The 23255-nt window shown below is 57.2% G+C and carries 21 protein-coding genes; all 21 read left to right on the top strand.

The window, feature by feature from the left end; translation table 11 throughout:
• The first annotated feature begins 207 nt into the window (after window positions 1-207).
• On the top strand, window positions 208-594 hold the full coding sequence (gene cybC, locus G544_RS22185; protein WP_027274702.1) for a cytochrome b562: 387 nt from the start codon (window positions 208-210) through the stop codon (window positions 592-594).
• Window positions 595-1101 (top strand): cytochrome b/b6 domain-containing protein, encoded by a 507-nt coding sequence (locus G544_RS22180; protein WP_027274701.1) that lies wholly within the window; start codon window positions 595-597, stop codon window positions 1099-1101. It abuts the gene before it with no gap.
• Window positions 1102-1300: 199 nt separating this feature from the next.
• Complete coding sequence (ilvI, locus tag G544_RS0111255) at window positions 1301-3019, top strand: acetolactate synthase 3 large subunit (protein ID WP_027274700.1); 1719 nt, start codon at window positions 1301-1303, stop codon at window positions 3017-3019.
• Between the two features lie 2 nt (window positions 3020-3021).
• Window positions 3022-3513 (top strand): acetolactate synthase small subunit, encoded by a 492-nt coding sequence (ilvN, locus tag G544_RS0111250; RefSeq protein WP_036023881.1) that lies wholly within the window; start codon window positions 3022-3024, stop codon window positions 3511-3513.
• 115 nt (window positions 3514-3628) lie between these two features.
• The gene (locus tag G544_RS0111245; protein ID WP_027274698.1) at window positions 3629-4699 is read left to right on the top strand and encodes a hypothetical protein; all 1071 of its coding nucleotides are present in this window, start codon (window positions 3629-3631) and stop codon (window positions 4697-4699) included.
• 157 nt (window positions 4700-4856) lie between these two features.
• On the top strand, window positions 4857-5861 hold the full coding sequence (gene cra, locus G544_RS0111240) for a catabolite repressor/activator (RefSeq protein WP_027274697.1): 1005 nt from the start codon (window positions 4857-4859) through the stop codon (window positions 5859-5861).
• A gap of 465 nt (window positions 5862-6326) precedes the next feature.
• Entirely contained in the window at window positions 6327-6785 is a 459-nt protein-coding gene (mraZ, locus tag G544_RS0111235) for a division/cell wall cluster transcriptional repressor MraZ (RefSeq protein WP_027274696.1), read from the top strand.
• 2 nt (window positions 6786-6787) lie between these two features.
• Window positions 6788-7729, top strand: coding sequence for a 16S rRNA (cytosine(1402)-N(4))-methyltransferase RsmH (gene rsmH, locus G544_RS0111230; RefSeq protein WP_027274695.1), 942 nt, complete (start codon window positions 6788-6790; stop codon window positions 7727-7729).
• Window positions 7726-8046 (top strand): cell division protein FtsL, encoded by a 321-nt coding sequence (ftsL, locus tag G544_RS0111225; protein WP_027274694.1) that lies wholly within the window; start codon window positions 7726-7728, stop codon window positions 8044-8046. Before rsmH ends, ftsL begins: the two co-directional genes overlap by 4 nt.
• A 65-nt stretch (window positions 8047-8111) precedes the next feature.
• A complete protein-coding gene (gene ftsI / locus G544_RS0111220; RefSeq protein ID WP_027274693.1) occupies window positions 8112-9884 on the top strand; it encodes a peptidoglycan glycosyltransferase FtsI in 1773 nt (590 codons plus the stop codon).
• Window positions 9871-11370, top strand: coding sequence for a UDP-N-acetylmuramoyl-L-alanyl-D-glutamate--2,6-diaminopimelate ligase (gene murE / locus G544_RS0111215; RefSeq protein ID WP_036023877.1), 1500 nt, complete (start codon window positions 9871-9873; stop codon window positions 11368-11370). Before ftsI ends, murE begins: the two co-directional genes overlap by 14 nt.
• The gene (gene murF, locus G544_RS0111210) at window positions 11367-12743 is read left to right on the top strand and encodes a UDP-N-acetylmuramoyl-tripeptide--D-alanyl-D-alanine ligase (protein ID WP_027274691.1); all 1377 of its coding nucleotides are present in this window, start codon (window positions 11367-11369) and stop codon (window positions 12741-12743) included. Before murE ends, murF begins: the two co-directional genes overlap by 4 nt.
• Window positions 12737-13819, top strand: a complete 1083-nt coding sequence (gene mraY / locus G544_RS0111205; protein WP_027274690.1) for a phospho-N-acetylmuramoyl-pentapeptide-transferase — start codon at window positions 12737-12739, stop codon at window positions 13817-13819. The genes murF and mraY overlap by 7 nt, the downstream gene beginning before the upstream one ends.
• 2 nt (window positions 13820-13821) lie before the next feature.
• Window positions 13822-15141 carry a UDP-N-acetylmuramoyl-L-alanine--D-glutamate ligase gene (gene murD / locus G544_RS0111200; RefSeq protein ID WP_036023874.1) on the top strand — a complete coding sequence of 440 codons (1320 nt, stop codon included), beginning with the start codon at window positions 13822-13824 and terminating at the stop codon, window positions 15139-15141.
• Window positions 15142-16350: a cell division protein FtsW gene (ftsW, locus tag G544_RS0111195; RefSeq protein ID WP_027274688.1), complete on the top strand. Its 1209-nt coding sequence runs from the start codon at window positions 15142-15144 to the stop codon at window positions 16348-16350. It abuts the gene before it with no gap.
• Window positions 16347-17405 (top strand): undecaprenyldiphospho-muramoylpentapeptide beta-N-acetylglucosaminyltransferase, encoded by a 1059-nt coding sequence (gene murG, locus G544_RS0111190; protein ID WP_036023872.1) that lies wholly within the window; start codon window positions 16347-16349, stop codon window positions 17403-17405. The genes ftsW and murG overlap by 4 nt, the downstream gene beginning before the upstream one ends.
• Before the next feature lie 97 nt (window positions 17406-17502).
• The gene (gene murC, locus G544_RS0111185; protein ID WP_036023871.1) at window positions 17503-18930 is read left to right on the top strand and encodes a UDP-N-acetylmuramate--L-alanine ligase; all 1428 of its coding nucleotides are present in this window, start codon (window positions 17503-17505) and stop codon (window positions 18928-18930) included.
• Entirely contained in the window at window positions 18923-19834 is a 912-nt protein-coding gene (locus G544_RS0111180) for a D-alanine--D-alanine ligase (RefSeq protein WP_027274685.1), read from the top strand. Before murC ends, G544_RS0111180 begins: the two co-directional genes overlap by 8 nt.
• A 1-nt stretch (window position 19835) precedes the next feature.
• Window positions 19836-20672, top strand: coding sequence for a cell division protein FtsQ (gene ftsQ / locus G544_RS0111175; RefSeq protein WP_027274684.1), 837 nt, complete (start codon window positions 19836-19838; stop codon window positions 20670-20672).
• Window positions 20669-21925, top strand: a complete 1257-nt coding sequence (gene ftsA / locus G544_RS0111170) for a cell division protein FtsA (RefSeq protein ID WP_027274683.1) — start codon at window positions 20669-20671, stop codon at window positions 21923-21925. Before ftsQ ends, ftsA begins: the two co-directional genes overlap by 4 nt.
• A gap of 67 nt (window positions 21926-21992) precedes the next feature.
• Window positions 21993-23150, top strand: a complete 1158-nt coding sequence (gene ftsZ, locus G544_RS0111165) for a cell division protein FtsZ (RefSeq protein WP_027274682.1) — start codon at window positions 21993-21995, stop codon at window positions 23148-23150.
• Window positions 23151-23255 lie beyond the last annotated feature (105 nt).

Below are 23255 nucleotides of genomic sequence, written 5' to 3'. Positions count from 1 at the left end.
GGAGGCGAACTTCTATGAACATGAATACGGTACCTTGATAAAACGGTTTAGGCGAATATAGATACTGGATTGGCGGATTGTTGTCAACGATTGTTTTTCATCGCGTTTAAAAGATGCACATTCGCCGTTATTCCTCATGGCTACTACACTTAAAAGCGTCGTGAGCAGTCTCGTTTTTATAACTTTATTAAACGGATAGGTGAGCCTATGAATAAATGGTTAGTCAGCGCGCTGGCGGCGTGCGCCTTAACGGCAGGCAGCTTGGCGCATGCACAAGGCGTCGATGAGCATATGAAAGCCATCGCTAAAAGTTATCGCACGGTGCTAAACGCGGATTCCCCGGAAGCCCTTAAGCAGGGCCTGACGACGATGAAGCAGGAGGCGCAGCTGGCGCAAAAGGGCGTGCCGGACAAGCTTGAAGGAAAATCGCCGGACAGCCCGGAAATGAAAGATTTCCGTCACGGATTGGATGAGCTGATTGGCGAAATCGACGCCGCGCAGGCGCTGGCGGACGCGGGTAAGCTGGATCAGGCCAAGCAGGCCGCCGAGCAGTTTAAGGCCACTCGTGATGAATACCATAAGAAGTACAAGTAGATGATTGAGCGCTGGGATCGCGTCGTGCGGCTGACGCACTGGTGCGTCGCGCTGGGCTTTCTCGCTAACCGGCTTCATCTGACGGAGCCGGGCGGCGTATGGCATCGGAGCGTCGGGCTGCTCGTTGCGGTATTGGTTATCGTCCGCCTCGTATGGGGCGTGACGGGTGCGCGCGGTCCGGCAAGGCTGTCCGCGATTATTCCCACCAGAGCGTCGCTGGCGGAGCACTTTTGCGATATCGCCGAGCGCCGTACTCCTAAGGCCTTAGGGCACAATCCGCTGGGCGCGATGGCCATTTGGCTGTTCTGGCTGCTGCTGCCGCTGGTTGCGCTCACCGGCTGGGCGCAGGGGACCGATCTTATCGACCGTTGGCCGGTTGAAGTGTGGCACTATTGGCTGGTTAACGCGGTCACCGCGCTGGTCTGCCTCCACGTTTTGGCCGTGGTCACAATGTCCCTTTGGCTTAAGAAAAACCTGATTGCGGCCATGCTGCCGGGAAGGCGCTGAGCGCTCATCTTTCTCTTTCTACCCACAAAACCCCTTTGTCAACCGATGAGCGCTGTGGTAATAGGTAGGTAATCGGTTGGCTATTTTATTTAAACCTTCAGGCCGCTTCCTTATGAAGCGGCCTGAAGTATGATGGATATAGCTTCAAATAATAATGACAAACATCTGGCGGCAAACCAGCATTTCGAGGAGGAGTTTAATGGAGACGTTATCAGGCGCTGAAATCGTCGTTCGATCGCTTATCGATCAGGGCGTGAAGCACGTATTCGGCTATCCGGGAGGCGCGGTGCTCGATATTTACGACGCGCTTCATACGGTCGGGGGGATCGATCACGTGCTGGTGCGCCACGAGCAGGCGGCAGTTCACATGGCGGACGGCTTTGCCCGTGCGACCGGTGAAGTGGGTGTGGTGCTGGTGACATCGGGACCGGGAGCGACGAACGCCATTACCGGCATCGCGACAGCCTATATGGATTCTATTCCTCTGGTCGTGCTGTCCGGCCAGGTGGCGACTTCGCTGATCGGCAACGATGCCTTCCAGGAATGCGACATGGTGGGCATCTCTCGCCCGGTGGTGAAGCACAGCTTTTTGGTTAAGCACGTAGAGGATATTCCCGTGGTGCTGAAAAAGGCGTTCTACGTCGCCAGCACCGGCCGCCCCGGTCCGGTCGTCGTGGATTTGCCGAAGGATATTCTCAACCCGGCCGTCAAGATCCCCTATTCTTATCCCGACCAGATCTCAATGCGTTCCTATAACCCGACGACGCACGGCCACCGCGGGCAGATTAAGCGTGCGCTTTCAGCGCTCTTGGCGGCGAAAAGGCCGGTGGTTTACGTCGGCGGCGGTGCGATTGCGTCCGGCTGCGACGCTGAACTGAAGGCGCTGGCGGAAACGCTGAACCTGCCGGTGACCAGCTCGCTGATGGGGCTCGGCGCGTTTCCGTCGACGGACAAACGCTTTATCGGCATGTTGGGTATGCACGGCACCTATGAGGCCAACATGGCGATGCACAACTCCGACACGATTTTCGCCGTCGGGGTGCGCTTTGACGACCGCACGACCAACAATCTGGCGAAGTACTGCCCGAACGCCACCGTGCTGCATATTGATATCGATCCGACGTCAATTTCCAAGACCGTCAACGCCGATGTGCCGATCGTCGGCGACGCCAAGCAGGTGTTGAGCCAGATGATTGAGCTGCTTGGGCAGCGCGATGCGGAAAAGGGCTTTGAAGATCTCAGCGACTGGTGGTGTCAGATTGACGGATGGCGTGGTAAAAAATCTCTGGCCTACGACAAGGGCGGCGATCGCATCAAGCCCCAGGCGGTGATTGAAACGCTCTATCGCCTGACGGAGGGCAAGGCTTATATTGCCTCTGACGTGGGCCAGCACCAGATGTTCGCGGCGCTTTACTACCCGTTTGATAAACCCAGGCATTGGATTAACTCCGGCGGCCTCGGCACCATGGGCTTCGGCCTGCCCGCCGCGCTTGGCGTGAAGCTGGCGCTGCCGAAGGAGACCGTGGTGTGCGTCACCGGGGACGGCAGCATCCAGATGAACATTCAGGAGCTTTCGACCGCGCTGCAGTACGACTTGCCGGTGGTGGTGGTAAACCTGAACAACAAGTTCCTCGGCATGGTGAAGCAGTGGCAGGATCTGATTTACGCCGGCCGCCACTCTCATTCCTACATGGATTCGCTGCCGGACTTCGTCAAACTGGCGGAGGCCTACGGCCACGTCGGCATCTCCATCTCCAGGCCGGAAGAGCTTGAAACCAAGCTGGCGCAAGCGCTGGCGGTGAAAAATCGCCTGGTGTTCGTCGACGTCTCCGTCGATGAAAGAGAGCACGTCTATCCGATGCAGATCCGCGGCGGGGCTATGGACGAAATGTGGTTAAGCAGAACGGAGAGGAGCTGATTATGCGTCGTATTTTATCGGTACTGCTGGAAAACGAGTCCGGCGCGCTGTCCCGCGTGATTGGCCTGTTTTCTCAGCGCGGCTACAACATTGAAAGCCTGACGGTGGCGCCGACGGACGATCCGACGCTGTCGCGCATGACCATCCAAACCAAGGGCGACGCCAAGGTGCTTGAGCAGATCGAAAAGCAGCTGCACAAGCTGGTTGACGTGCTGCGGGTGACTGAACTGACGGACGGCGACTGCGTCGAGCGTGAGATCATGCTGGTAAAAATCAGAGCGTCCGGCGAAGGCCGTGAAGAGGTCAAGCGCTGCGCGGACATCTTCCGCGGTCAGGTGGTCGACGTAACCTCATCCCTTTACACCGTTCAGCTGGTGGGCAACAGCGGCAAGCTGGACGCCTTCTTAGCGGCGATGCGCGACGCGGGCGAGATAGTGGAAGTCGCCCGCTCGGGCCTGGTGGGAGTAGGGCGCGGCGAGCGGATTATGCGCTGAGTCGCGTTTTTATAGGTTTAAAGCGAGAGCCTGCAACTGCAAACAACGGTTGCAGGCTTTTTTCTTTGGGTTATTTAGGTCATATTGACGTTTTTACGCGGGCCTCAGGAAAACCATGACCAAGCTAATCTTCTGCCTTCTCATTCTGTTTGTGGCTTTTCTTCTATGGCGCAATCGCATGCGCAAGAAGCGGGGTGGCGCGGTAGCCTCGCGCAGTAGCGGCGGTGCCGCCAGTCGCGTTTTCAGGAAAACGTCGTCATGGTTTGAGCGCCACTCGACGCCGCCTGCGTCAGATCGCCTCGTTGAATGGGGGGAACTTGGCATGGGGGGGCCGAACATTGAATATTACCTGCTTAAGGAGCGCGTTTATTTCGGCGGCGTTTGCGACGGGATAATGGACTTTGACGGCGGAAACCTGCGTTTGGCCCGAGAGGCCTGCCGTGGGCCAGACCTCTATCATCTCTATGATAAGCAAGCGAACCGGCTCTTTCAGTTTCCCCCAGAGGCGATGAAAGGCGTTATACCGCTGCTTAAAGCGCACGCCGATGAGCGCGCTATCGTCGCTGAACTACGCAAGCTGCTTGAGAGCGGTGCGCATGAAGTGGCGCTGTATGAGTATCACGGCGTCTATTTGACGCAGCGTCACGTTGACGAGCCCGAGGTTATCCTCCCGTCGCTTTCAAATAACGAGATGTCGGCAAAGAGAGTCATGCCGGACGATCTCTTTATGATGAAAGAGCCGCTGTTTTTTATAAGAAATAAGTTCTACCAGCTGTGTATGAACGGCCGCCCGCTCGATATCTTTATGCGAGCGCCCGAACGAGGCTATTTTATCAGCGCGGATGCAGAGGAGTGCTGCGTTGAAGGCGTTTCGCCGGACGAGAACGCGAACAAGATTTTTCATCTCTACTTTCGGGGGCGCTGGTTTGTCATTGACCAGCCGTTTGCGACGTTTGACGTCGGCGACCGCTTCTACTGCGCGTCGCTGGAATCCCCGCAAAGCCTGGGGCAGGGGAAATTTCGCTTTAGCGTTAAGCACGGCCTTTATCCTGAAGTTGAAGCGCTGCTGCAAACCCATCGCGCCGTTTTGCGTCATGGAATAAAAACGTCGTGGCGGAGGGAGGAAATACCGCTGACGGCGGAGGAGAGCAGCCTGTTGATAGACCTGAATGAGGCGATGCTTTAATTGTTTTATCGTTCTGGTTCTCCATTCAGGCTGAATGCATTAAGCCAACACCACATTGACCGGCATCAGATTAAATCTTCATATTGCCCGGTTATCTGTATTAATATGAACAAGTGCAACCCTCTATGGGACTTAAATAAATACTTAAGGGGCTAATGTGAAACTGGATGAAATTGCGCGTCTTGCGGGCGTATCGCGCACCACGGCCAGCTACGTCATAAACGGAAAGGCGAAGCAGTATCGGGTGAGCGATAAAACGGTCGAGAAGGTCATGGCGGTAGTCCGGGAACATAATTATCAACCCAACGCCGTGGCGGCCGGGCTTCGCGCTGGCCGAACCCGTTCTATCGGGCTTGTGATCCCCGATTTGGAAAACACCAGCTATACCCGAATCGCCAACTACCTTGAGCGTCAGGCGCGCCAGCGCGGCTACCAGCTGCTGATCGCCTGTTCGGAAGACCAGCCGGACAACGAAATGCGCTGCGTGGAGCACCTGCTTCAGCGCAAGGTCGATGCGCTTATCGTTTCCACCGCGCTGCCGCCGGAGCACCCGTTCTATCAGCGCTGGACCAACGGCAATTTCCCCATCATTGCGCTTGACCGCGCGCTGGATCGCGAGCACTTCATCAGCGTGGTCGGCGCAGACTACGAAGACGCCGAGATGCTGGCGGGCGAGCTGCGTCGGTTTGACGCTCAGTCGGTCATGTATCTTGGCGCGCTGCCTGAACTGTCGGTTAGCCAACTGCGTGAACAGGGCTTCCGTCAGGCTTGGAAAGAGGACAAGCGTCCGGTTAACTATCTCTACGCCAACAGCTATGAGCGAGAGTCTGCGGCCGAAGTGTTTGGCCACTGGCTGCAGTCCAATTCCATTCCTCAGGCGATTTATACGACCTCTTTCTCACTGCTTCAGGGCGTGATGGATGTGATTTTGCAAAAGCAGGGGCACCTGCCGGCAAATCTGGCCATCGCTACCTTTGGCGACAATGAGCTGCTCGATTTTCTGGAGTGCCCGGTGCTGTCTGTCGCACAGCGCCACCGGGAGGTCGCCGAGCGCGTGCTTGAGCTGGTGTTAGCCAGTATCGATGAACCGCAGCGGCCGAAGCCGGGGCTGACTCGCATCCGCCGTAACCTTTGCCGCCGAGGCTGCCTGAGCCGGGCTTAGTCCGTCTCCTATCCTCTTATTCGGGCTCCGTAACGGGGCCCGACGCGTTTTTATTCGTTACGTTATGTTACTTTTAAACGCTAAAGTAAACGTAAGGCGACGAGTAAAATCGCATCCCGCCTTCTTTCCTTTCCTCCCTCACGATTCACTTCCTGAATGAGTTGGTATAGCGGCAGAGATTTTTTTGATATTGGCAGATTTTTTATTTGTCGATAAACGCGGTGCGTACTTAGCCGTATCGTAAATCCGTATATAAGAAATATTGTTATTATTCATGTTATTAATTTACTTGTATTCACGTTATTGCTCGCTCGTTTCTTATGGGACAGGCGTGAGAAGCCGCGTGCGCGTTGAAAAGAGGCTTAGCTTCGTCTTGACAAGCTTTTGATACCCTCCTTAAACTCTATCCAAGTGGGATTTTGTGGGGTAAAGTGGTAAATCTTGTCGCGAAGGAGTAACCCGCCCATGTTTCGTGGAGCAACGACGGTAAATCTCGACAGCAAAGGCCGGCTCGCCGTGCCGACTCGCTATCGGGATTCATTAGTGGATGAATGTGAAGGGCAATTGGTGTGTACCATTGACCTCCATCAGCCGTGCCTGTTGCTTTACCCCCTGCCCGAATGGGAAAAAATTGAAGAAAAGCTGGCCAAATTGTCCAGTATGAATCCGGTTGAACGCCGGGTTCAACGACTGCTGCTGGGGCATGCAAGCGAATGCCAGATGGATAGCGCAGGGCGTTTATTGATCGCTCCGACGCTTCGCAGCCACGCGTCCTTAACGAAGGAAGTGATGCTGGTTGGGCAGTTCAACAAGTTTGAACTGTGGAATGAAGAAGCATGGTATCAACAGGTTAAGGAAGACATCGAAGCGGCTCAGCTTGCCGATTCTCCTCTTTCTGAACGGTTACAGGATTTGTCACTATAGATATGTCGACAGAATTTCAGCACACCACTGTGCTGCTGGACGAAGCGGTTAACGCGCTGAACGTCCGGCAAAACGGCATCTACATTGACGGTACGTTTGGCCGTGGGGGACATTCGCGCCTCATTCTTTCCCAACTGGGAGAGGAAGGGCGCCTTATCGCTATCGACCGCGACCCGCAGGCTATCGCCGCCGCGGCCTCAATTTCCGATCCCCGCTTTTCCATCGTTCATGGGCCTTTCTCCGAGCTGGCCAGCTACGTTGACGAGCTGGGATTAACCGGCAAAATTGACGGCGTCTTGCTGGATCTCGGCGTTTCTTCCCCACAGTTGGACGACGCCGAAAGGGGATTTTCTTTCATGCGCGACGGTCCGCTGGACATGCGCATGGATCCTACGCGCGGGCTGTCGGCTTCGGAATGGCTGCTGAAAGCGGAAGAAGAGGACATCGCCTGGGTATTGAAGACGTTCGGCGAAGAGCGCTTTGCTAAACGCATCGCTCGCGCCATTGTGGAGCGCAACCGGGAACAGCCGCTGACGCGCACCAGGGAGCTGGCGGAGCTTATCGCCGCCGCGACGCCGATTAAAGACCGGCACAAGCATCCGGCGACCCGCAGCTTTCAGGCGATTCGCATTTATATCAACAGCGAGCTGGAAGAGATTGAACGCGCGCTGGACGGCTCCCTTACGGCGCTGGCCGAAGGCGGTCGCCTGTCGGTCATCAGCTTCCATTCGCTGGAAGACCGCATCGTGAAGCGTTTTATCCGTCAGCACAGCCAGGGGCCTAAAGTACCCGCCGGCATCCCGCTTACGGAAGAACAGCTAAGACAGCACGGCGGTAGAAAGCTCAAAGCGTTGGGCAAAATGATGCCCTCCGAGCGGGAAATCGGCGACAACGCGCGGGCGCGCAGTTCGGTACTGCGCATTGCGCAGAGGACGGCGGAATGATCCCCAACGAGCGCCACAGTCTGGCGGCGATCGTTAAGGACGACCTCCTGCTTCACGCCAAGCTGCCGATGCTGCTGACCGTGCTCGTTCTGGCTTCCGCCATTGCGGTTGTGCTGTCCAGCCACCGAACCAGGCTTTTGACCGCCGAGCGGGAACAGATGATTTTAGAACGTGATTCGTTAGAAATTGAGTGGCGCAATCTGATTCTGGAAGAGAACGCTCTGGCCGACCACAGCCGCATTGAACGGCTTGCTGCGGAAAAACTGCACATGCAGCACGTGACGCCCGATCAGGAACAGATTGTTATCCAGAAATAAAAAACGCGCACGGAGTGCGAATTAGAAAGTTAACGGAATGAAAAACAACTTTGGCTAAAAATACGATGAAAGCAGCGCGTACCAATAAAATTAAGGTCAAGCGACCCGAAAACGAGGCCGGCTTTGTAAGCTGGCGTTTTGGTTTGCTCAGCCTGTTCATTTTATTGGCTATGGTTGGTCTGATGGCGCGCGCGGCCTGGCTACAGGTCATTGAGCCGGAGATGCTGGTAAAAGAGGGCGATATGCGCTCTCTGCGCGTGCAGGAAGTGCCTACAGCGCGCGGCATGATCACCGATCGCCAAGGGCGGCCGCTGGCGGTCAGCGTGCCGGTTAACGCCATCTGGGCCGACCCCAAAGAGCTGAACGAGCGCGGCGGCGTCTCTTCCGATATGAAGTGGAAAGCGCTGGCCGACGTCGCCGGCATGCCGCTGGAAAAACTGTCTGAACGCATTAACGCCAATCCCAAGGGGCGTTTTGTCTATTTGGCGCGTCAGGTTAGTTCTGAAACGGCGGACTACGTCCGCCAGCTTAAGCTGCCCGGCATCTACCTTAAGCGCGAATCCCGCCGCTTCTATCCCGCCGGTTCCGTCACCGCCCACATTGTCGGCTTTACCGACATCGACGATCGGGGCACCGAGGGCATTGAAAAGAGCTTTGAAAGCAACCTGGTGGGCAAATCCGGCGAGCGCACCGTGCGCAAAGATCGCTATGGCCGCGTTATTGAGGACATTTCTTCCGTAGACAGCCAGGCGGCCCACAACCTGACGCTGAGCATCGACGAACGCCTGCAGGCGCTGGTTTATCGCGAGCTGAGCAACGCCGTCGCGACGAACAAGGCGGAATCCGGCAGCGCAGTGCTGGTGGACGTGAATACCGGCGAAGTGCTTGCGATGGTCAACAGTCCCTCCTATAACCCCAATAACCGCGTAGGTACGCCGGCCGACTTCTTCCGTAACCGTGCGATTACTGACATTTTTGAACCGGGTTCTACCGTTAAGCCGCTGGTAGTGCTGACGGCGCTCGATCGCGGCATCATCAAAGAAAACAGCGTTTTGAATACTCGTCCTTATCGGGTAAACGGTCACGAAATCAAGGACGTGGCCCTTTATCCCGAGCTTTCGATTACGGGTATTCTACAAAAATCCAGCAACGTCGGGGTTTCTCACCTGGCGCTGGATATGCCTCCTGAAGCGTTGGTAGACACCTACACGCGTTTTGGACTGGGGCAGCCGACCAATTTAGGGCTGGTTGGAGAAAGTAGTGGCATATTTCATAAAGAAAGAAAACGGTGGGCCGACATAGAGCGGGCCACCCTTTCATTTGGGTATGGGCTAATGGTGACTCCGTTACAGTTAGCGCGTGCCTACGCAACGCTTGGCAGCGGCGGTATTTATCGACCGCTGTCGATTACCAAGATAGACCCGCCGGTACAGGGTAAGCGCGTGTTCCCGGAAAGCACGGTGCGCACCGTAGTGCACATGATGGAATCCGTTGCGCTGCCGGGCGGCGGCGGCACTAAGGCGGCAGTAAAAGGCTATCGTATCGCCATCAAGACAGGTACGGCCAAGAAGGTCGGGCCAAACGGCGGCTATGTTAACAAATACATCGCCTATACTGCAGGCGTCGCGCCGGCCAGCAACCCGCGCTATGCGCTGGTGGTCGTTATCAACGATCCCTCAGCCGGTCAATATTACGGCGGTGCGGTTTCCGCGCCGGTATTCGGCGCCATTATGGGCGGCGTGCTGAGAACGATGAACGTGAAGCCCGATGCCCTGCCCGAAGATGAAAAGACCCAACTTGTGATAAATCAGAAAGGAGCTGCCGGTGGAGAGTCTTAGTTTGAAAGATCTGCTTGCTCCGTGGCGTATTGACGTCCCAGAGTGCCGCTTAAAAGAAATGACGCTCGACAGCCGTCAGGCGGCTGCAGGCGATCTGTTTCTGGCGGTAAAAGGTCATCAGACCGACGGCCGACGCTATATCGCCCAAGCGATCGCGCAGGGCGTTTCGGCAGTGCTTGCCGAAGCGGAAGGCGAAGCGGAAAACGGCAGCGTCGTTCTTTCTCACGGCATTCCCGTCGTATACCTACAGGGGCTTAACCAGCAGCTGTCTAAAATCGCTGGGCGTTTTTACGACGAACCTTCCGCCCGCATGCGGCTGGTTGGCGTAACCGGCACTAACGGCAAAACCACGACGACCCAGCTGTTGGCCCAGTGGGGGCAGCTTCTGGGCGAGCGCAGCGCGGTCATGGGCACCGTCGGCAACGGCCTGCTGGGGCAGGTTATCCCCAGCGAAAATACGACCGGCTCTGCGGTAGACATACAGCGCGAACTTGACGAACTGGCGAGCGCTAAGGCGACCTTTACTGCAATGGAAGTCTCTTCCCACGGCCTGGTACAGGCCCGCGTAGCGGCGCTGCGCTTTGCCGCCGCCGCGTTTACCAACCTGAGCCGCGACCATCTGGACTACCACGGCAGCATGGAAGAGTACGAAGCGGCCAAGTGGCGGCTGTTTACCGAACATCAGGTTGGCCAAGCGGTGATTAACGTTGATGACCCGGTAGGGCATCGCCGCATCGTTGAGATCCCGAACGCCGTCGCCGTTACGATGGAAGATAACCTGCCGGAAGGCTGGAACGGGCGCTGGCTGAAAGCCACCAGCGTCAGCTATCACGATAACGGCGCGACGGTAGCGTTTGATTCAAGCTGGGGAACCGGCGTATTGGAAAGCCGCCTGATGGGGGCGTTTAACGTCAGCAACCTGCTGGTCGCTTTTGGCGTCATGCTGTCGCTGGGATATGAACTTTCCGAACTGGTTGAAGCGTCTTCGAAGCTGCAGCCGGTTTGTGGTCGTATGGAAGTCTTTAGCGCACCGGGCCGCCCAACGGTAGTGGTTGACTATGCCCACACGCCGGACGCGCTGGAAAAAGCCCTTGAGGCCGCTCGCCTGCACTGTAAGGGCCAGCTTTGGTGCGTATTCGGCTGCGGCGGCGATCGCGACCGAGGCAAGCGCCCGCTGATGGGCGGCGTCGCCGAACGGCTGGCCGACCGCGTAGTCGTGACCGACGACAACCCGCGCAGCGAAGAGCCGCAGGCTATCGTGGCCGATATCTTAACCGGGTTTGTCGACGCCGGTCGCGCTCAGGCCATTTCAGGCCGCGCCGAAGCGGTAGCCAGCACTATCATGCAGGCCGGTGCGGATGACGTCGTGCTGATCGCCGGTAAAGGCCACGAAGACTATCAGATTATCGGCTCTCGCCGCCTCGACTATTCCGACCGCGAGACCGTCGCCAGCCTGTTGGGCATGGCAAAAGGAGTTTTGGCATGATCCCCGCAACGCTGACTCAGCTGGCCCAGGCCGTTGACGGCAGGCTGATTGCCGGGACGCAGGACATTATCGGCCGCCAGTTTACGGCGGTAACGACCGATACGAGAAAGGTTGAAGACGGTTGCCTGTTCATTGCGCTCAAAGGCGAGCGTTTTGACGCGCATGATTTTGCCGCTGAGGCGATAAAGGGCGGCGCGGCGGCGCTGGTGGTTGACCGCCATTTACCGCTGGACGTGGCCCAGATAGTGGTACAGGACACCCGCATTGCGCTGGGGCGTTTAGGCGCTTGGGTCAGGCAGCAGGTGCCTGCCAGAGTGGTGGCGCTGACCGGTTCTTCGGGGAAAACCAGCGTGAAAGAGATGAGTGCGGCGATTTTGCAGCAGTGCGGCGAAGTGCTCTATACGGCAGGGAACTTAAATAACGACATCGGCGCGCCGCTGACGCTCCTGCGCCTGACGAAGTCTCATCGCTTTGCGGTGATTGAGCTGGGCGCGAACCACGCGGGCGAAATCGCCTATACCGTCAATCTGGCGCAGCCCGAAACGGCGCTGGTAAATAACCTGGCCGCCGCTCACCTCGAGGGATTTGGTTCCCTGGCGGGCGTGGCGAAGGCCAAGGGCGAAATTTTTGGCGGGCTGCCTCCTGAAGGCGTCGCCATCGTCAATGCGGACAGCAACGACCTAAAAGGTTGGCAAAACGCATTAGCGGATAAGCGCGTGTGGCTGTTTTCGGCAAAGCAAACCGAAGGCATCGATTTTTATGCAACAAACGTCGTCGCTAACCCACTGGGCTCGCAGTTTTTAATGCATACGCCTTTGGGCAACGTTGCGGTAACTCTGCCTCTGCCGGGGCCGCACAACGTAGCGAATGCGCTCGCCGCTGCCGCGCTGGCGCTGTCCGTCGGGGCAACGTTGGACGCGGTGAGGGCGGGGCTGGCAACCCTTGGCGCGGTGCCCGGCAGGCTGTTTCCCATTCCTTTGGGTGAAGGCAAGCTGCTGCTGGACGACAGCTATAACGCCAACGTGGGATCGATGACGGCCGCGGCGCATACGCTGGCGGCGATGCCCGGCTACCGGGTTATGGTAGTGGGCGATATGGGCGAATTAGGCGACGACGCGGTGGATTGCCATCGTCAGGTCGGTGAGGCTGCCCGCCTTGCCGGCGTTGACAAGGTGCTGAGCGTTGGCGCGTTAAGCGAAACGATAAGTACGGCCAGCGGGCGTGGTGAACACTTTCATGATAAAGAAGCGGTTGCCGAACGTTTGAAGCAGTTGTTGTCTGAGCACGCAGTTATCACGATTTTAGTTAAGGGTTCACGCAGCTCCGCAATGGAGCAGGTCGTGCATCGAGTACAGGAGACAGTTCAATGTTAGTATGGCTGGCCGATCTTTTGGCTTCCCTTTATTCAGGCTTCAACGTCTTTTCTTATTTGACGTTTCGCGCCATCGTCAGCCTGCTGACCGCTCTGTTTCTCTCCTTATGGATGGGGCCGCGCCTGATTGCCTATTTGCAAAAGCTGCAAATAGGGCAGGTCGTGCGTAACGATGGTCCAGAGTCGCACTTCAGCAAGCGCGGCACGCCCACCATGGGCGGCATCATGATCCTGGCTTCTATAACCGTGTCCGTGCTGCTGTGGGCCAACTTGAGCAACCCGTACATCTGGTGCGCGCTGTTCGTGCTGTTGGGCTACGGCGCCGTAGGCTTTGTTGACGACTATCGCAAGGTGGTGCGTAAAGACACCAAGGGGCTGATTGCCCGCTGGAAATATTTCTGGCAGTCGGTGATCGCGCTTATCGTGGCGTTTGTGATGTACGCATCGGGTAAAGACACCGCGGCGACTCAGCTGGTCGTTCCGTTCTTTAAGGACGTTATGCCGCAGCTGGGGGCCTTTTATATTCTGCTGGCCTACTTTGTTATCGTCGGCACCAGCAACGCCGTCAACCTAACGGACGGCCTGGACGGGCTGGCGATTATGCCGACGGTGTTTGTCGCTGCAGGCTTCGGGCTGGTGGCGTGGGCCACGGGCAACGTCAATTTTGCCGCCTATTTGCACATTCCCTACATTCGCCACGCCGGGGAGCTTGTGATTTTCTGTACCGCCATCGTCGGCGCAGGTTTAGGCTTTTTGTGGTTTAACACCTACCCGGCGCAGGTGTTTATGGGCGACGTGGGCTCCTTGGCGCTCGGCGGCGCGCTGGGTATTTTGGCCGTACTGCTGCGTCAGGAGTTCCTGCTGGTCATTATGGGCGGCGTGTTCGTGGTGGAGACCCTGTCGGTTATTTTGCAGGTCGGCTCGTTTAAGCTGCGCGGTCAGCGCATTTTCCGCATGGCGCCGATTCACCACCACTATGAGCTCAAGGGCTGGCCGGAACCGCGCGTTATCGTGCGCTTTTGGATCATTTCATTAATGCTGGTGCTCATTGGCTTAGCCACGCTTAAGGTGCGTTAATTATGGCAATCGACTATCAGGGTAAGCAGGTTGTTATCATCGGATTAGGCCTCACGGGTTTATCCTGTGTCGATTATTTTACGGCGCGCGGCGTAATGCCTCGCGTAGTGGACACCCGAGCGACGCCGCCGGGAATGGACAAGCTTCCCGAAGGCGTTGAATGCCACGCGGGCAGCCTTAACCGCGATTGGATCCTGGGGGCGGACCTGCTGGTCGTCAGCCCCGGCATCGCGCTGGCGACGCCGGTTTTGAAAGAAGCGGCCGAGGCCGGCATTGAAATCGTTGGCGATATTGAGCTGTTCTGCCGTGAAGCGCAGGCGCCGATCGTCGCGATTACCGGTTCAAACGGTAAAAGTACGGTGACCACGCTGGTTGGCGACATGGCAAAGGCGGCCGGTTTGCACGTCGGCGTAGGCGGTAATTTAGGGCAGGTTGCCCTTTCGCTGCTGAATGACGAATGTCAGCTGTATGTGCTGGAGCTGTCCAGCTTCCAGTTGGAGACCACCTTTAGCCTGCAGGCTGCGGCGGCAACGATCCTCAACGTCACCGAAGACCATATGGACCGCTATCCGCATGGCATGAGCCAGTATCGCGACGCTAAGCTTCGCATCTACAACGGCGCTAAAGTCTGCGTCGTTAATGCCGACGATGCCCTGACTATGCCGCTGCACGGCGCGGACGAGCGCTGCGTCAGCTTTGGCGCGGATATCGGCGACTATCACCTTAGCCGCCAGCAGGGAGAAATCTGGCTGCGTGTTCGCGGTGAAAAGGTGCTGAATACGGCAGAAATGAACGTCGTTGGCCAGCATAATTATCTTAACGCCTTAGCCGCGCTGGCGCTGGCTGATGCGGTTTCTCTGCCTCGTGCGTCCAGCCTTCAGGCGATAACCGAGTTTCGCGGGCTGGAGCACCGCTTCCAGCTGGTTTGGGAGAACGACGGCGTGCGTTGGATTAACGATTCCAAGGCGACTAACGTCGGCAGCACCGAGGCGGCGCTCAACGGCATTCACGTTGACGGTGTGCTGCACCTGCTTTTGGGGGGAGACGGCAAATCGGCCGATTTCTCGTCCCTGCGCGCGCACCTGATGGGCGATAACGTGCGGATTTACTGCTTCGGCAGGGACCGCGAGGCGCTGTTTAACCTGCGTCCGGAGATCGCCGAAATGACGGAAACGATGGCGGAAGCGATGGCGAAGGTTGCCGGTCGCGTGAAGCGCGGCGATACGGTGCTACTGTCGCCCGCCTGCGCCAGTTTGGACCAGTTTAAGAATTACGAGCAGCGGGGGCACGAATTCGCCCGGTTGGCTCAGGAGTTAGGCTAAATGAGTCTGCTAAACCTTAACCAGCCGCTGGCGCGCTTTACCCAGTGGGTAAGCGGCAGCCGCCAAAACGGCGCATCGGACTACGACGTCATGTACGATCGTACGCTGCTGTGGCTGACGTTCGGTTTAGCGATTATCGGTTTTGTGATGGTGACCTCAGCGTCGATGCCCATTGCGCAGCGCTATACGGAAGACCCGTTTTTGTTCGCCAAGCGCGATGCGATTTATATTGGGCTAGCATTTGCCGCTGCGCTGGTTTCTATTCGTATTCCTCTGTCGTTTTGGCAAAAATACAGTCCGATTATTTTGATGGTTGCGATCGTCATGCTGCTGCTCGTGCTGGTTGTCGGCAGCTCGGTAAACGGTGCGTCGCGCTGGATTGCGCTTGGTCCGATAAGAATTCAGCCGGCGGAGCTGTCGAAGCTGGCGCTGTTTTTCTATCTGGCCAGCTATCTGGTGCGCAAGGTTGACGAGGTTCGAAATAACTTTTGGGGCTTCTGCAAACCGATGGGCGTGATGGTGGTGCTGGCCGTTCTGCTTCTGGCTCAGCCTGACCTGGGAACGGTAGTCGTGCTGTTTGTCACCACGCTGGGCGTGCTGTTTTTAGCCGGGGCGAAGCTGTGGCAATTTTTGGCGATTATCGGCACCGGCATATTCGCGGTCACTCTGTTGATTATTACTGAACCTTACCGAATGAAGCGCGTCGCGTCGTTCTGGAAACCGTGGGACGACCCGTTTGGCGCAGGCTATCAGCTGACGCAATCCCTGATGGCGTTTGGCCGTGGAGATATCTGGGGGCAGGGGCTAGGCAATTCGATTCAGAAGCTGGAGTATCTGCCCGAAGCGCATACCGACTTTATTTTTGCCATTATCGGTGAAGAATTGGGCTATTTTGGTGTGGTTTTAGTGCTCTTAATGGTATTCTTCGTCGCTTTTAGGGCCATGCAGATTGGCCGACGCGCTCTGGAAGCCAACCAGCGCTTTGCCGGATTTTTAGCCTGTGAAATCGGACTGTGGTTTAGCTTTCAAACGCTGGTTAACGTCGGCGCCGCGGCGGGAATTCTGCCGACTAAGGGGCTTACTCTGCCGCTAATTAGCTACGGTGGTTCAAGCCTTCTGGTCATGTCGACCGCGCTGGTGCTGCTGCTGCGGATAGATTATGAGACGCGCTTGGCCAACTGTCAGGCGCACGTAAGGGGTTCACGATGAAGCAGAAGCGTTTAATGGTTATGGCGGGAGGCACTGGCGGGCACGTATTCCCCGGGCTGGCCGTCGCTCATGACCTGATGGCGCAGGGCTGGGAGGTTCGCTGGTTGGGTACGGCGGACAGAATGGAAGCGGATTTGGTGCCTAAGCACGGAATCGATATTGACTTCATTACGATCTCAGGCCTTCGCGGTAAGGGCGTAATTGCGCTATTATGCGCACCGTTTCGCATTTTTCGCGCCGTGCGTCAGGCCAAAGCCATCATGCGCAGCTATCAGCCCGACGTCGTGCTCGGCATGGGCGGCTACGTTTCCGGCCCCGGCGGGCTGGCGGCGTGGCGCTGCGGCATCCCCGTCGTGCTGCATGAGCAAAACGGCATTGCCGGCCTGACTAACCGCTGGCTGGCTAAAATCGCGACCCGCGTGCTGCAGGCGTTTCCCGGTGCGTTCCCCAATGCCCAAGTGGTAGGGAACCCGGTTCGTACCGACGTTTTGGATCTGCCCGCGCCGGAAGTTCGCCTGTCCGAGCGTAGCGGGCCGATCCGCGTTTTGGTCGTCGGCGGAAGTCAGGGCGCCAGAGTGTTGAACCAAACGGTTCCCCAGGCGGCTGAACGGCTGGGCGATCGGGTGGTTATTTGGCACCAGGTGGGTAAAGGCGCGCAGGAAAGCGTGCAAAAGGATTATGAACAGCGTGGGATGGCCCACCATAAAGTGACGGAATTTATTGACGACATGGCTAACGCCTATGCGTGGGCTGATGTCGTCGTTTGCCGTTCCGGCGCGCTGACCGTTAGCGAAATTGCGGCGGCGGGCTTGCCGGCTATCTTCGTGCCCTTTATGCACAAAGACCGCCAGCAGTACTGGAACGCGCTGCCGTTGGAGAAAGCCGGCGCAGCGAAGATTATTGAACAGCCTCAGTTTAACGTCGAAACGCTGACGGCCGCGCTGGAAGATCTTAATCGTTCCGGCCTTTTGGCGATGGCGATGCAGGCGAAAACAACGGCGATCCCCGATGCCACCAAGAGGGTGGCCGACGTGGTTAAAAGCGTCGCTAAATAAATGAGATTTTAGCGGGCAGAACCCGCGGTTTAACGAGAGTAAAAAGAATACAGTGAACGAGTGTGTAGACAGACAGCGACTGACAAAGCTTCGCACCATGGTGCCCGAGATGCATCGCGTCCGACATATCCACTTTGTCGGCATCGGCGGCGCGGGCATGGGCGGGATTGCAGAGGTGCTGGCCAACGAAGGATATCACATCAGCGGATCCGATCTGGCGCCGAACGCCGTCACGCAGCAGCTCAGCGAGCTGGGGGCTGAAATTCATTTTAACCACCGCCCGGAGAACGTGCAGGGCGCAAGCGTCGTCGTCGTTTCTACGGCGATCCCGGCCGACAACGTAGAGGTGGTTGCCGCCCGCGAAGCCCGCATTCCGGTTATTCGCCGCGCGGAGATGCTGGCGGAGATCATGCGCTTTCGTCACGGCATTGCGATTGCCGGCACGCATGGCAAAACGACCACTACGGCGATGGTGACGGGGATCTACGCACAGGCCGGGCTCGATCCGACCTTCGTTAACGGGGGCCTGGTGAAGGCGGCGGGAACGCACGCTGCGCTTGGCTGTAGCCGCTACCTGATTGCAGAAGCGGATGAAAGCGACGCTTCCTTCCTACACCTGCAGCCGATGGTAGCGATCGTGACCAACATTGAAGCCGACCACATGGATACCTACCAGGGCGACTTCGAAAACTTAAAGCAGACGTTTATTACGTTCTTGCACAACCTGCCGTTTTACGGTCGCGCAGTGATGTGTATCGACGATCCGGTTGTGCGTGAGCTGATCCCTGAAGTTGGGCGTCAGGTAATCACCTACGGCTTTAGCGAAGACGCCGACGTCAGAGTGAAGGACTATGAGCAGGTCCGCTCACAGGGATTCTTTACTATTTGCCGTCAGGATCGCAGCGATCTGAAAGTCATGCTGAACGCGCCCGGTCGCCATAACGCCCTGAACGCGGCGGCGGCGGTTGCCACGGCGACGGAAGAAGGCATTGACGACGAGGCCATTATTCGCGCACTGGCCAACTTCCAGGGAACCGGTCGTCGGTTCGACTTTTTGGGAAGCTTTGAGCGCGAGGGCGGAGACGTCATGCTGGTTGATGACTACGGCCATCATCCCAGCGAGGTGGACGTCACCATCAAGGCCGCGCGGGCCGGTTGGAAAGAGCGCCGGCTGGTGATGGTGTTCCAACCCCATCGCTATACCAGAACGCGCGATCTGTACGACGATTTCGCCAACGTGCTGTCGCAGGTTGACGTGCTGCTTATGCTTGACGTGTATCCGGCCGGCGAAGCGCCGATCCCGGGTGCTGACAGCCGCTCGCTGTGCCGTACCATTCGCGGCCGCGGCAAGCTGGACCCTATTTTAGTGACTAACGCGGACGAACTGCCGCAGATGCTGTCGCAGGTTATATCCGGCGGCGATCTGGTGCTGATGCAGGGCGCCGGCAACATTGGGCGCATGGCGCGCCGGTTAGCGGAATTAAAGTTACAACCAATAAATACAAACGAGGAAAGTCATGGCTGAGAAAGTAGCGGTACTTTTTGGAGGAACATCGGCAGAGCGCGAAGTCTCGCTTAATTCAGGCGCTGCGGTGCTGGCGGGGCTGAAAGAGGCTGGCGTCGATGCGCACCCTATCGATCCGAAAGAGTATCCCGTTGCTCAATTAAAAGCGGACGGATTCGACAAAGTATTTATTGCGCTGCACGGGCGCGGCGGTGAAGACGGCACCTTACAGGGCGTACTGGAATTCCTCGGGCTGCCCTATACCGGCAGCGGCGTAATGGCTTCTGCGCTGACGATGGACAAATTGCGCACCAAGCTGCTGTGGCAGGGTGCGAATCTGCCGGTTTCTCCCTACGTCGCGCTGCAAAGTGAAGAGCTGACGCAGGTTGATCCTCAGAAGATCGTTGCTCGTCTCGGCCTGCCGCTGATCGTCAAGCCGAGCAGCGAAGGCTCCAGCGTCGGCATGAGCAAGGTCAACGCGGTAGAAGAGCTGATACCGGCTCTGGAAAACGCATTTTTGCACGATACCTGCGTGCTGGTGGAGAAATGGCTGAGCGGCCCGGAATTCACGGTCGCCATTCTGGGCGGAGATGTTTTACCGTCGATTCGCATTCAGCCCGCCGGCGTGTTTTACGACTATCAGGCGAAGTATCTGTCCGATGAGACGCAATACTTTTGCCCAAGCGGCCTTAACGATGAGAAAGAGCAGGCGCTGCGCGCGCTGGCGATGTCTGCCTATCGGGCCGTCGGCTGCCGGGGCTGGGGGCGTGTGGACGTCATGCAGGACAGCGACGGGCAGTTTTATCTGCTGGAAGTGAATACGGCGCCCGGTATGACGAATCATAGCCTTGTGCCCATGGCGGCGCGCGAAAGCGGCCTGAGTTTTTCTCAATTGGTCGTAAAGATTTTGGCGTTGGCTGATTAGTATGTCTCAGGCGGCTCGAAACGTCCGGGAAGAGCAGGAGAAAACGCGTTCCGGGCGCAGCAATGGAACGCAGATTATCGGCATTATCTTCTTACTGATGGTGATAGGCACCGTGGTATGGGGATGCTGGGCGGTAGTTCAGTGGATGGATGACGCACAGCGGCTACCGCTGTCGCGTTTGGTGGTGACGGGAGAACGAGCTATCACTACCGATGACGATATTCGCCAGGCGGTGCTGTCGTCCGGATCGCCGGGAACCTTTATGTCGCAGGACGTCGACGTCCTGCAGCAGCAGATACTGCACTTGAGATGGATTAAGCAGGCCAGCGTGCGCAAGCAGTGGCCGGATGAGCTGAAGATACACATCGTTGAATACGTGCCCTATGCCCGCTGGAACGACCTCCAGCTGATGGATAAAGAAGGTAACGTATTCAGCGTGCCGGCAGAGCGGGTGAGCGATCGCTCCCTTCCGCTGCTGTACGGGCCGGAGGGCAGCGAAAAAGAGGTGCTGGAAGGCTATAACAGCATGAGCAGCGCGCTGGCGGAGGCAAAGTTTAAGTTAAAGACGGTGTCGATGAGCGAACGTCGCTCATGGCAGCTGATGTTAGACAACGATGTCCGAATTGAGCTGGGTAGAGAAAACCGCACTAAGCGGCTGACGCGGTTTATCGCGCTCTATCCAACGCTGCTTAAGCAGGCTCCGGCGGACAAACGCATCGCCTCTTTGGATATGCGTTACGACACCGGCGCGGCGGTGGGTTGGGCGCCCGCATTTATTGATGGTCAGAATTTTTTATCTGATTGGACACAACAACAGGGTCAGGCAGAGCAACAATGATCAAATCGACAGACAGAAAGCTGGTGGTTGGACTGGAAATCGGCACGGCGAAAGTCGCGGCGCTGGTTGGCGAGGTGCTGCCTGACGGTATGGTCAATATTATCGGCGTCGGCAGTTGCCCATCCAGAGGGATGGACAAGGGCGGCGTTAACGACCTTGAGTCGGTGGTGAAGTCGGTCCAGCGAGCTATCGATCAGGCCGAACTGATGGCGGATTGCCAGATTGCGTCGGTTTATCTGGCGCTGTCCGGTAAGCATATCAGCTGCCAAAATGAAATCGGCATGGTGCCGATTTCGGAAGAAGAGGTAACGCAGGAAGACGTTGAGAGCGTGGTACATACCGCCAAATCCGTCCGCGTGCGCGACGAACACCGCATTCTGCACGTTATTCCGCAAGAATACGCCATCGACTATCAGGAAGGCATCAAGAATCCGGTCGGCCTGTCCGGCGTTCGGATGCAGGCTAAGGTGCATCTGATTACCTGCCATAATGATATGGCGAAAAATATTGTTAAAGCCGTGGAACGCTGCGGTTTGAAAGTTGACCAACTTATATTTGCCGGACTGGCCGCAAGCTATGCCGTGCTTACCGAAGACGAGCGAGAACTGGGCGTTTGCGTGATCGACATCGGCGGCGGCACGATGGATATTGCGATCTACACCGGCGGCGCGCTGCGCCATACTAAAGTTATCCCCTATGCGGGCAACGTGGTGACCAGCGATATCGCCTACGCTTTTGGCACGCCGCCGACTGACGCAGAGGCCATCAAGGTGCGTCACGGATGCGCGCTGGGCTCTTTGGTCAGCAAAGACGAAACGGTCGAAGTGCCAAGCGTTGGCGGTCGTCCGCCGCGCAGCCTTCAGCGTCAGACCCTGGCCGACGTTATCGAGCCGCGCTATACCGAACTGCTCAACCTGGTGAACGATGAGATTTTGCAGGTTCAGGAACAGCTGCGCCAACAGGGCGTAAAGCATCATTTAGCAGCCGGTATCGTATTAACCGGCGGGGCCGCGCAAATCGACGGCCTGGCGGAGTGTGCTCAGCGAGTGTTCCATACGCAGGTGCGTATCGGGCAGCCGCTGAACATCACGGGACTAACGGATTATGCGCAGGAGCCTTACTACTCAACGGCGGTAGGCCTTCTGCACTACGGTAAAGAGTCTCACCTGCGGGGAGAATCTGAAGTAGAAAAAAGAACGTCTGTACGCAGCTGGGCGCAGCGCATTAGCGGCTGGCTACGTAAAGAATTTTAATCAGTGGTGCAATTGGTGCATTTTAGGCGATAATTCACCGCTAAGTATTAAAACGGAGAGAGAAACTATGTTTGAACCGATGGAGCTAACCAACGATGCGGTGATTAAAGTCATCGGCGTTGGCGGCGGCGGCGGTAACGCCGTCGAACATATGGTGCGCGAGCACATTGAGGGCGTAGAGTTCTTCGCCGTCAATACCGATGCTCAAGCGTTGCGTAAAACGGCCGTAGGCCAGACTATTCAAATCGGCAGCGGCGTGACCAAAGGTCTTGGCGCCGGTGCAAACCCTGAAGTGGGCCGCAACTCCGCCGAAGAAGACCGCGAGCAGATCCGCGCCGCGCTGGAAGGGGCCGATATGGTCTTTATCGCAGCCGGTATGGGCGGCGGTACGGGTACCGGCGCGGCTCCGGTTGTTGCCGAAGTGGCTAAGGACCTCGGCATTTTGACGGTTGCAGTTGTCACCAAACCGTTCAACTTTGAAGGCAAGAAGCGCATGACGTTTGCAGAGCAGGGCATTGCCGAGCTCTCCAAGCACGTCGACTCGCTGATTACCATCCCTAACGACAAGCTGCTGAAAGTTCTGGGCCGCGGTATCTCCCTGCTGGACGCCTTCGGCGCGGCTAACGACGTTCTTAAGGGCGCCGTTCAGGGTATCGCTGAACTGATTACGCGTCCGGGCCTGATGAACGTAGACTTTGCCGACGTGCGCACAGTGATGTCGGAAATGGGCTACGCCATGATGGGTTCTGGCGTTGCGAGTGGTGAAGACCGTGCGGAAGAAGCGGCCGAAATGGCTATTTCCAGCCCGCTGCTGGAAGATATCGATCTGTCCGGCGCGCGCGGCGTGTTGGTTAACATCACCGCTGGCTTTGACCTGCGTTTGGATGAGTTCGAAACCGTCGGCAACACTATCCGCGCTTTTGCATCCGACAATGCGACCGTAGTTATCGGTACGTCGCTGGATCCGGATATGAGCGACGAGCTGCGCGTGACCGTGGTCGCGACCGGCATCGGCATGGACAAGCGTCCGGAAATTACGCTGGTTTCCAAGTCTCCGGCCGCTCAAACCGTTGACCACCGCTACGGCCAGCACGGCCTGGCTCCGCTGCAACAGCAGGAAGCTAAGCCTGCGGCGGCGAAAGTGGTTAACGACCAGAGCGTTCAGCCGAGTAAAGAACCAGACTATTTGGACATTCCGGCATTTTTGCGTAAGCAAGCCGACTGATTTGGCTAAATGCGCTGAATGATTTTGATTCTCCGCTTTTTATGTTAAAGTATTGCGGAGACCATAGCCTATACTATGGGATATTCAACTAACGTTGCGAGATAT

This window comes from Leminorella grimontii ATCC 33999 = DSM 5078 (assembly GCF_000439085.1).
In the GTDB taxonomy this organism is placed as follows: domain Bacteria; phylum Pseudomonadota; class Gammaproteobacteria; order Enterobacterales; family Enterobacteriaceae; genus Leminorella; species Leminorella grimontii.
This window is presented reverse-complemented; position numbering and strand designations above follow the sequence as displayed.

Coding starts and splice junctions, on each gene's coding strand:
- cybC (WP_027274702.1), top strand. CDS start 208: ATGAATAAATGGTTAGTCAGCGCGCTGGCGGCGTGCGCCTTAACGGCA.
- G544_RS22180 (WP_027274701.1), top strand. CDS start 595: ATGATTGAGCGCTGGGATCGCGTCGTGCGGCTGACGCACTGGTGCGTC.
- ilvI (WP_027274700.1), top strand. CDS start 1,301: ATGGAGACGTTATCAGGCGCTGAAATCGTCGTTCGATCGCTTATCGAT.
- ilvN (WP_036023881.1), top strand. CDS start 3,022: ATGCGTCGTATTTTATCGGTACTGCTGGAAAACGAGTCCGGCGCGCTG.
- G544_RS0111245 (WP_027274698.1), top strand. CDS start 3,629: ATGACCAAGCTAATCTTCTGCCTTCTCATTCTGTTTGTGGCTTTTCTT.
- mraZ (WP_027274696.1), top strand. CDS start 6,327: ATGTTTCGTGGAGCAACGACGGTAAATCTCGACAGCAAAGGCCGGCTC.
- rsmH (WP_027274695.1), top strand. CDS start 6,788: ATGTCGACAGAATTTCAGCACACCACTGTGCTGCTGGACGAAGCGGTT.
- ftsL (WP_027274694.1), top strand. CDS start 7,726: ATGATCCCCAACGAGCGCCACAGTCTGGCGGCGATCGTTAAGGACGAC.
- ftsI (WP_027274693.1), top strand. CDS start 8,112: ATGAAAGCAGCGCGTACCAATAAAATTAAGGTCAAGCGACCCGAAAAC.
- murF (WP_027274691.1), top strand. CDS start 11,367: ATGATCCCCGCAACGCTGACTCAGCTGGCCCAGGCCGTTGACGGCAGG.
- mraY (WP_027274690.1), top strand. CDS start 12,737: ATGTTAGTATGGCTGGCCGATCTTTTGGCTTCCCTTTATTCAGGCTTC.
- murD (WP_036023874.1), top strand. CDS start 13,822: ATGGCAATCGACTATCAGGGTAAGCAGGTTGTTATCATCGGATTAGGC.
- ftsW (WP_027274688.1), top strand. CDS start 15,142: ATGAGTCTGCTAAACCTTAACCAGCCGCTGGCGCGCTTTACCCAGTGG.
- murG (WP_036023872.1), top strand. CDS start 16,347: ATGAAGCAGAAGCGTTTAATGGTTATGGCGGGAGGCACTGGCGGGCAC.
- murC (WP_036023871.1), top strand. CDS start 17,503: ATGGTGCCCGAGATGCATCGCGTCCGACATATCCACTTTGTCGGCATC.
- G544_RS0111180 (WP_027274685.1), top strand. CDS start 18,923: ATGGCTGAGAAAGTAGCGGTACTTTTTGGAGGAACATCGGCAGAGCGC.
- ftsQ (WP_027274684.1), top strand. CDS start 19,836: ATGTCTCAGGCGGCTCGAAACGTCCGGGAAGAGCAGGAGAAAACGCGT.
- ftsA (WP_027274683.1), top strand. CDS start 20,669: ATGATCAAATCGACAGACAGAAAGCTGGTGGTTGGACTGGAAATCGGC.
- ftsZ (WP_027274682.1), top strand. CDS start 21,993: ATGTTTGAACCGATGGAGCTAACCAACGATGCGGTGATTAAAGTCATC.